An 8,151-nucleotide genomic window follows, 5' to 3' on the forward strand; every position below is an offset into this window, starting at 1 on the left:
TTTTATAAAATATCCTCCTTCTTCCCCTAAACAGTTCAATCCATACCCCTCTTCGGTAATCACTCCCCTCTCCTTTCGGAGAGGGGTTGGGGGTGAGGCTTTTTTACCCCATCACCCTCACTACTTCCACTGACCTTTCAAGCCATGCTTCCATCTGTTTGTAATCCTCCTTCTCCCATACATCTTTGAAGTCCATAAACTCATGGGCAAGACGACTTTCATAGGCGTTACGGCGATAGCTGGTTAGCTTTCCTTGTTTCATGATTTCAACACTACCAAACTCGTTTGCAGGTGTTGGGATATGTATCCAACCCTTTTCTCCTTGTATGAGAATGAATGATGGACTACTTGAATCCTTCGCTGCAGTACAGGTGGCAGTCATCGTAGGATAGGAGAGAACCATTACACCAGAGGTATCAATGCCATTGTGACCTCGGTTAGCAAAATATTGTGTTGCGGTAGGTTGTCCGAAAAGACCTATGACAATATTGATATTATAGACATTGAGGTCGTTCAGTGCGCCACCTCCTAATTCTGGGTTGAATGCAGGGGCAATATCACCCTGTAAATAGCGTTCGTACTTACTTGAATATTGTGAGAAATTACACTGTACAAAGTGGATAGGACCTATCTTCTTTAGACTATCTTTGACCATGCGGAAGTTAGGTGTATGGAGTGGAGAGATAGCTTCAAAGAGGTAGAGTTTTCGCTCTCGTGCCATTGTTGCCAGCTCTTCTGCTTCGGCAACCGTGAGGGTGAAAGGCTTTTCTACAATTACATTCCTACCAGCCTCTAATGCCATACGCGTAAATTCATAATGAGCATTGTTGACTAAAGCGATATAAACGAAGTCAGCTTTGTCTTCTTTTAGCAACTGAGCATAGTCGGTATATATACGCTCAATATGATTCATCTTCGCAAGAGATTCTGCCTTTTCCACATTGCTGTGTGAGAATATACTGGTGATTTCTATCCCTTTTACTTCTGTCTTGAGCAGTGAGATAACTTCTGTAGCTATCATTCCTGTTCCTACAATACTAATCTTCATCTTCCTATAGCTTTTTAAGAGCATGTTCTATAGGCTACTTTTTCGATGAGTGGAGCCTATAGAATGTGCTTTGTTACTTTCCTTATACAACAAAAGTAAGGAATGTTTTGGAAATAAAGAGCGAAATGACTATTTTTGTTGTCTCTTAACAAGCATTAGTTGATATGAATAATAAAAATTTTTCATTCCTTTTAGCATCTCTTTTGTCTATAACTGTTATGGCTGGATGCAAAAGTGAAAAGGCATCAGCTGCGGAGAAAGTGCAGGACTCTGTGGCTTCTCCTTCTATGGTTGCTGACTCTGTTGTAAAAAAGAAAGATGTACCATTGGTGGTTGATTCTATTGGTAAGTCTTATAGTACAGAGAAGGGTGACGTTGATCTTGCTTATTCCTTCCCTGTGTCAGGACCTCAACCGCTGGTCGATTCGCTCCGTGCTTACCTCTCATCTGAGTTGGTATGGATTGGGGATGACTATAGTGATGAGGGCGTAGAGTCTAAACCTTATAGCAATATTGCAGATGGTAAGGGAATGATTAACTACTATGCTAAGAATGCTTATAAGAGTATAAGCAAAACTTTAGATGAAATTGATGACCCAGATGTGGCTTGGAAACCTGAAATCTCCAAGTTTGTAATGAAGGAAAATGAAACGGATCGTTATGTTACGTACTATTCTTCTTTTTACACATATTCAGGTGGTGCACATGGAATGGCTTCAGAATATGGGGCTACTTTCGACAAGAAGACGGGTGTTATGCTGCGGAATGTATTGAGTCCGAAGGATATAAAAGCACTTCAACCTATCCTTAGAGCTGGTGTTGAAAGCTATTTCAGGGGGTGGTATGAAAAAGAGAATGATGTTGAAAGCCGTGTAAAGGAAGATATGGATGGGCTCTCTCTTGAGAATGGTATTATCCCATTACCAGGAAATGGTGTTTATCTTTCTCCAGAGGGTGTGGTGTTTATCTATGGATTCTATGAGATTGGTGCTTATGCTATCGGAATGCCTACCTTTACTGTTCCTTATAAGAAGATAGGAAAGTTCCTTTCGCCTGAGGCAAGACGCCTTGCAGGGATTAAGTAACTTCTGTAAGTTGTATTGAATTATATTTGGCTTTGAAGTTGAGAAATGACTTTTCATTAGCCCTTTTCACTGACTATTCTCTCTTTTGAAGGGAATAGTCAGTGTTTTTATTGGTGCATCATCCAAACAAAGCCTTTGGCAATTCTGACTCCGTTGTCTTGGAAATGGTTGCCTTCATTCCATTCCATCTTACAGTTGACACCTTTGTCTTTAAAGATTTGTTCTTGGCGTAGGATGTCTTTACTGATAGTTGACATCAATTTTGTTTTTGTTTTCTCTTCTTTGTCGCCAAGGCTGAGATATGCGTGTTCTACTTGTGGATAGTGGGAGTTGGCATAGTCTAACCAACCAGTATACCATGCAGATGGGGATGCTGAGACAATTCCACGGAAAGGAACACTCTGTTGGTAACCTGCCCAAAGGCTAAAAAGTCCTGCTAATGAATATCCTCCTAAGACGGTGTTACTTTTATTGAGCTCTAAAAAAAATTGTGTCTTTAAGGTTGGGATAAGTTGATCTATTATATATAATAAGGTGGAATGAGCGCCATCACCAAAAGGAACCTTTCCAAATACTGGTGGAGCAGGCCAAGGGGTTAGCTCGGCATTCCATTTATTTATCCGAACAGCAATATGAATGAAAGATGCCTGTGAGTTGTCTTCTATGTAGGTGATTTGTCGCTCTAACTCCGCTGTGTCATTACTATCAACAGGTTGAATAATGAAAAACTTTGCGTTTTCTTCGCTATGTAGGATGCAAGTGTGCTCTCCAATCTCAACAATCTCCTTTTTATGTTTCATACTTTTTCACCCAAGTTTAATACCCACCTTCGCCTAATTGTTACTGTCACCGTACTTTCCTCATTTTTCTTATGGGCTCTGTGTCCTACAAATTTTATTCTTTTTGAATGGTGAGTGTTTTAAGTTCAACTTATCGTATATCTGTTTTGCTTGCTTCGAAGGACTACTACATTGGCGCATCTCGATGGTTTCACCTAATGGATTCTTCCCTTTTGTGGTGACGAGCTTTTGGGTACTCATACGTCGTACTATCTCAGTCCAGTAACTGGATTCTCCTTCTCGTTTTAATTGACAACGGATAGTGTTTACCACCCAGTAGGCTAATAAACCGAAGAAAAGGTGTGCGTCGCTTCGCTCATCTTTCTGATGATAGATAGGACGGAGGTTGAGATCATTCTTTAGTTGTCTGTTCGTACATTCTATCTCACGAATGAGATTGTAGTATTCCCATGTTACACGTTCAGAAAGTGTCCTGACATTGCTACGGAGGAAATAGACTCCATGACCAGATTCCATTGCCGAGAGGTCTTTTATCTCCCAGTCTACACGCAGCATCTGCTTGGGTTTCTTCTCATTTTTTATGTAGCTTATCTGGTAGAACTTCGCTATAGAAGGGTACTTCTGTATGGCACGTCCTGTACGTTCAACAACCTTTTCATAGGTTTTTGTTCCACCTTTCTTGGAGATTCCTTCGTTTATCCTCTGCAGTTCCATCTCAAAACGCTCTCTCCAAACCCTGTTCATGGACGACTCTGTCATAGCTTTCGAAGGAGATGTTATTTCGAGATAATAATCCTTATCATCCTCTGTCTTAACCTCTTTCAGCGTTATCTTCTGCCGACGGGCATCCATTACCGTAACGCTCTTGTTATCATCACTGAGCGTATAGTCCTTCATTTGCGTACGGGATACGCAGAGATAATTGTAACCCTTTTTCTTTATTAACTCCAAGTTCTCTTCTGTGGCAACACCTGCATCCATGACAACAAGCGTATCTTTGGTTCTTGATGGATTCCTCTTTGCCAGCGTATCAATCATATTGGGTAGAGACTTGGAATCTGCTGTATTACCCTCCAAGATAGAAGAATAACGTATAAAACCTTCTTTATTGATACATAATGCAAGTACAAGTAGCTTACAATCAGAGCGCTTTTCTTTTGAACGACCGAACTTGGCTTTATCGCTATTACGCTTGCTACCCTCGAAATAGAAGTTGGTTAAGTCGAAGAGCATCAACTTGTTGTCTATATTAAAGAGAACGTCAGTAATGCTGCACAGATGATGCTCTAACTGTTCCTTTAGTTCATATAATTTATCAGTGATTTTATACAGAGAATTGATTCCTGGTGTCCAGCCAGGAACTCCACTATAAAGTTCAGCGGCAGCCGAGTTATCGCGCAAATAATAATAAGATGAACGTTCAGAAACAGCATATACCGTGCGAACAATCAATGCTGACAAAGCCGTGTGTATTGCATTTTCCGTCCAGCCGTTTTTGCGCAGGAAACCCTCTAATTGCAGCTTGTCTATTGTCTGCTTGCAGAGCCACTCAGCACCAACATTCCTTGCGTCAGTATAGTTTGCCGTCTCAAGGTCTATGTAGTTCTCATATTTTCTCAGCGACCTCTGCTCTTCCTTATTAAACCGATCGATTCCACCTTCTTTCTCCATACGGCTCCACCATTCGTCAGCCTTTGCCTGTTCAATAGGAGTAAGACCGTCAAGGTATTCTTTGAAAAGCGAGGGTGTACTTCTGTTTTTGAAGCGTTCGGTAAGAGCGTATGCAATTTTTCGAACCTGTACAGCAGTAAGTGAAGGTTCGAACCCGATGTTCAAAAGAATTAGCGAATGTACATGACCCTGCACATCACGATATGACTCCTTGATGCGATAATAAGGAGCCATGTCCCCTGTGGCAGGGTTGAATCGTGTCTGTACATTTGCGTGCATGAGTGCAAAGTAACAAAATAATTTTGATATGACTGTGTCCTACAAATCAGATTTTACTCCTCGTTACAATACCCTATACTTGATTATCAACCATTTATCAAATTGATACTACACAAAACATCCCGAAAATTTATGAAAAATAATTTTGCCGGTTAAACTTGGGTTAAATCTTATTTTAGGGTGCAAAAATAATCAATTTTAAGCAAATTAGTTGATTTGGGTCAATTTTAAATAAAAAAAGTTCATTTCTTGAAAAAATAATCTTCAAAACATTTGGTGGTAACAGAAATTCTGTATACCTTTGCACTCGCTTTACAAAACAAGCCACCTGGCAAGTTACTTAAAGCGCTTAAAGAAAGAGTTCTTTGAAAAGATTTACATAAACAGAGAAGTAGTACAAGAAGCGTCTGTTTGGTTTTATATCAAATGGATGGGTAAAAGAAACGAACCGATCAATTCGTTGTCCCTACTTTTGAGGCACCGCCTCAAAATAATTAAGGAACAAAAGAAAAGGTGCTTTTTACTTGATACTTTTAGGATAAGCGTTCTGAAACAGAGATTACTCGGTGAAGCGTTTGGGTTAACATGGTATTCATTATCACTTATCACCTATCACTTATCACCAACACATATTTTACAATGGAGAGTTTGATCCTGGCTCAGGATGAACGCTAGCTACAGGCTTAACACATGCAAGTCGAGGGGAAACGGCATTGAGTGCTTGCACTCTTTGGACGTCGACCGGCGCACGGGTGAGTAACGCGTATCCAACCTTCCCATTACTGTGGGATAACCTGCCGAAAGGCAGACTAATACCGCATAGTCTTCGATGACGGCATCAGATTTGAAGTAAAGATTTATCGGTAATGGATGGGGATGCGTCTGATTAGCTTGTTGGCGGGGTAACGGCCCACCAAGGCGACGATCAGTAGGGGTTCTGAGAGGAAGGTCCCCCACATTGGAACTGAGACACGGTCCAAACTCCTACGGGAGGCAGCAGTGAGGAATATTGGTCAATGGACGGAAGTCTGAACCAGCCAAGTAGCGTGCAGGATGACGGCCCTATGGGTTGTAAACTGCTTTTGTATGGGGATAAAGTTAGGGACGTGTCCCTATTTGCAGGTACCATACGAATAAGGACCGGCTAATTCCGTGCCAGCAGCCGCGGTAATACGGAAGGTCCAGGCGTTATCCGGATTTATTGGGTTTAAAGGGAGCGTAGGCTGGATATTAAGTGTGTTGTGAAATGTAGACGCTCAACGTCTGACTTGCAGCGCATACTGGTTTCCTTGAGTACGCACAACGTTGGCGGAATTCGTCGTGTAGCGGTGAAATGCTTAGATATGACGAAGAACTCCGATTGCGAAGGCAGCTGACGGGAGCGCAACTGACGCTTAAGCTCGAAGGTGCGGGTATCAAACAGGATTAGATACCCTGGTAGTCCGCACAGTAAACGATGGATGCCCGCTGTTGGTACCTGGTATCAGCGGCTAAGCGAAAGCATTAAGCATCCCACCTGGGGAGTACGCCGGCAACGGTGAAACTCAAAGGAATTGACGGGGGCCCGCACAAGCGGAGGAACATGTGGTTTAATTCGATGATACGCGAGGAACCTTACCCGGGCTTGAATTGCAGAGGAAGGATTTAGAGATAATGACGCCCTTCGGGGCCTCTGTGAAGGTGCTGCATGGTTGTCGTCAGCTCGTGCCGTGAGGTGTCGGCTTAAGTGCCATAACGAGCGCAACCCCTCTCTTCAGTTGCCATCAGGTAATGCTGGGCACTCTGGAGACACTGCCACCGTAAGGTGTGAGGAAGGTGGGGATGACGTCAAATCAGCACGGCCCTTACGTCCGGGGCTACACACGTGTTACAATGGCCGGTACAGAGGGATGGTGTAATGCAAATTGCATCAAATCTTGAAAGCCGGTCTCAGTTCGGACTGGGGTCTGCAACCCGACCCCACGAAGCTGGATTCGCTAGTAATCGCGCATCAGCCATGGCGCGGTGAATACGTTCCCGGGCCTTGTACACACCGCCCGTCAAGCCATGAAAGCCGGGGGTGCCTGAAGTCCGTGACCGCAAGGATCGGCCTAGGGCAAAACTGGTGATTGGGGCTAAGTCGTAACAAGGTAGCCGTACCGGAAGGTGCGGCTGGAACACCTCCTTTCTGGAGAGTTCGCTTATTAGTTGATTTAGTTGATAAGTATGTAAGTATACAAGTCAAGAAGTTAACGGTAATCAAGATAAATAAAAGAACCTTTGGTTCGTTTTTCTTCTTGTACTCACTGTACTCTGTATTATATAAATGTAGGAGTTTAGAGTTTAAGGCTCACATAAAGGTTCAAGCCCTTATTCTCCACTTCGCTGTCTTCTGCTTCTGAGGCACTGCCTCAGAATACACAGAGCAACAGCATAAGATCTTTGACATATTGACACAAGCAAGACTGTAATGTAGAACTATTCTTTCTATAATGGGAAGAATTAGCATTCTAATTATTGAAGAAACAACTTCAAATTCTTTAGAATCACACAACAGCTGAAAGTATGAGCTACATTCTTTGTAAGCAATTACAGAGAAGGCGAAGAAAGTAAGAAAGGGCGCATGGCGGATGCCTTGGCTCACGGAGGCGATGAAGGACGTGATAAGCTGCGATAAGCCTTGGGTAGGTGCAAATAACCTTTGATCCAAGGATTTCCGAATGGGACAACCCAGCAGGTTGAAGACCTGTTATCACTACAGACGTAGTGAGGCGAACGAAGGGAACTGAAACATCTTAGTACCTTTAGGAAGAGAAAATAAATAATGATTCCCCTAGTAGTGGCGAGCGAACGGGGAGGAGCCTAAACCTGCTTTGTGGCAACGCTTAGCAGGGGTTGTAGGACCACGCTGTCGTACTTAGATTGTGAGAAGAATGTTCTGGAAAGAACAATCATAGAGGGTGATAATCCCGTATTCGAAGCATGACGAGACGTAGTGGTATCCTGAGTAACGCGGAACACGTGAAATTCTGCGCGAATCCGCCGGGACCATCCGGTAAGGCTAAATACTCCCGTGAGACCGATAGTGAACGAGTACTGTGAAGGAAAGGTGAAAAGCACTCCGATGAGGAGAGTGAAATAGTTCCTGAAACCATGCGCCTACAAGCGGTCGGAGCCGCGTAAGCGGTGACGGCGTGCCTTTTGCATAATGAACCTACGAGTTACCATGTCTGGCAAGGATAAGCGTCATGAGACGCGCATCCGCAGTGAAAGCGAGCCTGAATAGGGC

Annotated in this window: 4 protein-coding genes and 2 rRNA genes (1 of these 6 only partly in view); 3 read left to right on the forward strand and 3 right to left on the reverse strand. The window is 43.2% G+C overall.

Features of this window, described 5'->3' with window-relative positions; genetic code table 11:
* Positions 1 to 103: 103 nt before the first annotated feature.
* Positions 104 to 1,048: a Gfo/Idh/MocA family protein gene (locus tag J4861_RS12160; RefSeq protein ID WP_211817047.1), complete on the reverse strand. Its 945-nt coding sequence runs from the start codon at positions 1,046 to 1,048 to the stop codon at positions 104 to 106.
* Between the two features lie 218 nt (positions 1,049 to 1,266).
* Here J4861_RS12160 and J4861_RS12165 point away from each other — a divergent pair, with 218 nt between their 5' ends.
* The gene (locus tag J4861_RS12165; RefSeq protein WP_249110854.1) at positions 1,267 to 2,133 is read left to right on the forward strand and encodes a DUF3298 and DUF4163 domain-containing protein; all 867 of its coding nucleotides are present in this window, start codon (positions 1,267 to 1,269) and stop codon (positions 2,131 to 2,133) included.
* Between the two features lie 107 nt (positions 2,134 to 2,240).
* Here the strand turns inward: J4861_RS12165 and J4861_RS12170 are convergent, their stop codons facing one another.
* Positions 2,241 to 2,933, reverse strand: a complete 693-nt coding sequence (locus J4861_RS12170; RefSeq protein ID WP_211817049.1) for an alpha/beta hydrolase-fold protein — start codon at positions 2,931 to 2,933, stop codon at positions 2,241 to 2,243.
* A gap of 69 nt (positions 2,934 to 3,002) precedes the next feature.
* Complete coding sequence (locus J4861_RS12175; protein ID WP_211817050.1) at positions 3,003 to 4,883, reverse strand: IS1634 family transposase; 1,881 nt, start codon at positions 4,881 to 4,883, stop codon at positions 3,003 to 3,005.
* A gap of 636 nt (positions 4,884 to 5,519) precedes the next feature.
* Here J4861_RS12175 and J4861_RS12180 point away from each other — a divergent pair.
* Together J4861_RS12180 and J4861_RS12185 are read left to right on the forward strand one after the other, a co-directional pair.
* Positions 5,520 to 7,050 (forward strand): 16S ribosomal RNA (locus J4861_RS12180).
* A gap of 415 nt (positions 7,051 to 7,465) precedes the next feature.
* Positions 7,466 to 8,151, forward strand: a 23S ribosomal RNA gene (locus tag J4861_RS12185); it runs 2,216 nt beyond the window's last position.
* Together the 16S and 23S rRNA genes form the textbook arrangement of a ribosomal RNA operon.

The organism is Prevotella melaninogenica, from assembly GCF_018127925.1.
GTDB classification, from domain to species: domain Bacteria; phylum Bacteroidota; class Bacteroidia; order Bacteroidales; family Bacteroidaceae; genus Prevotella; species Prevotella melaninogenica_C.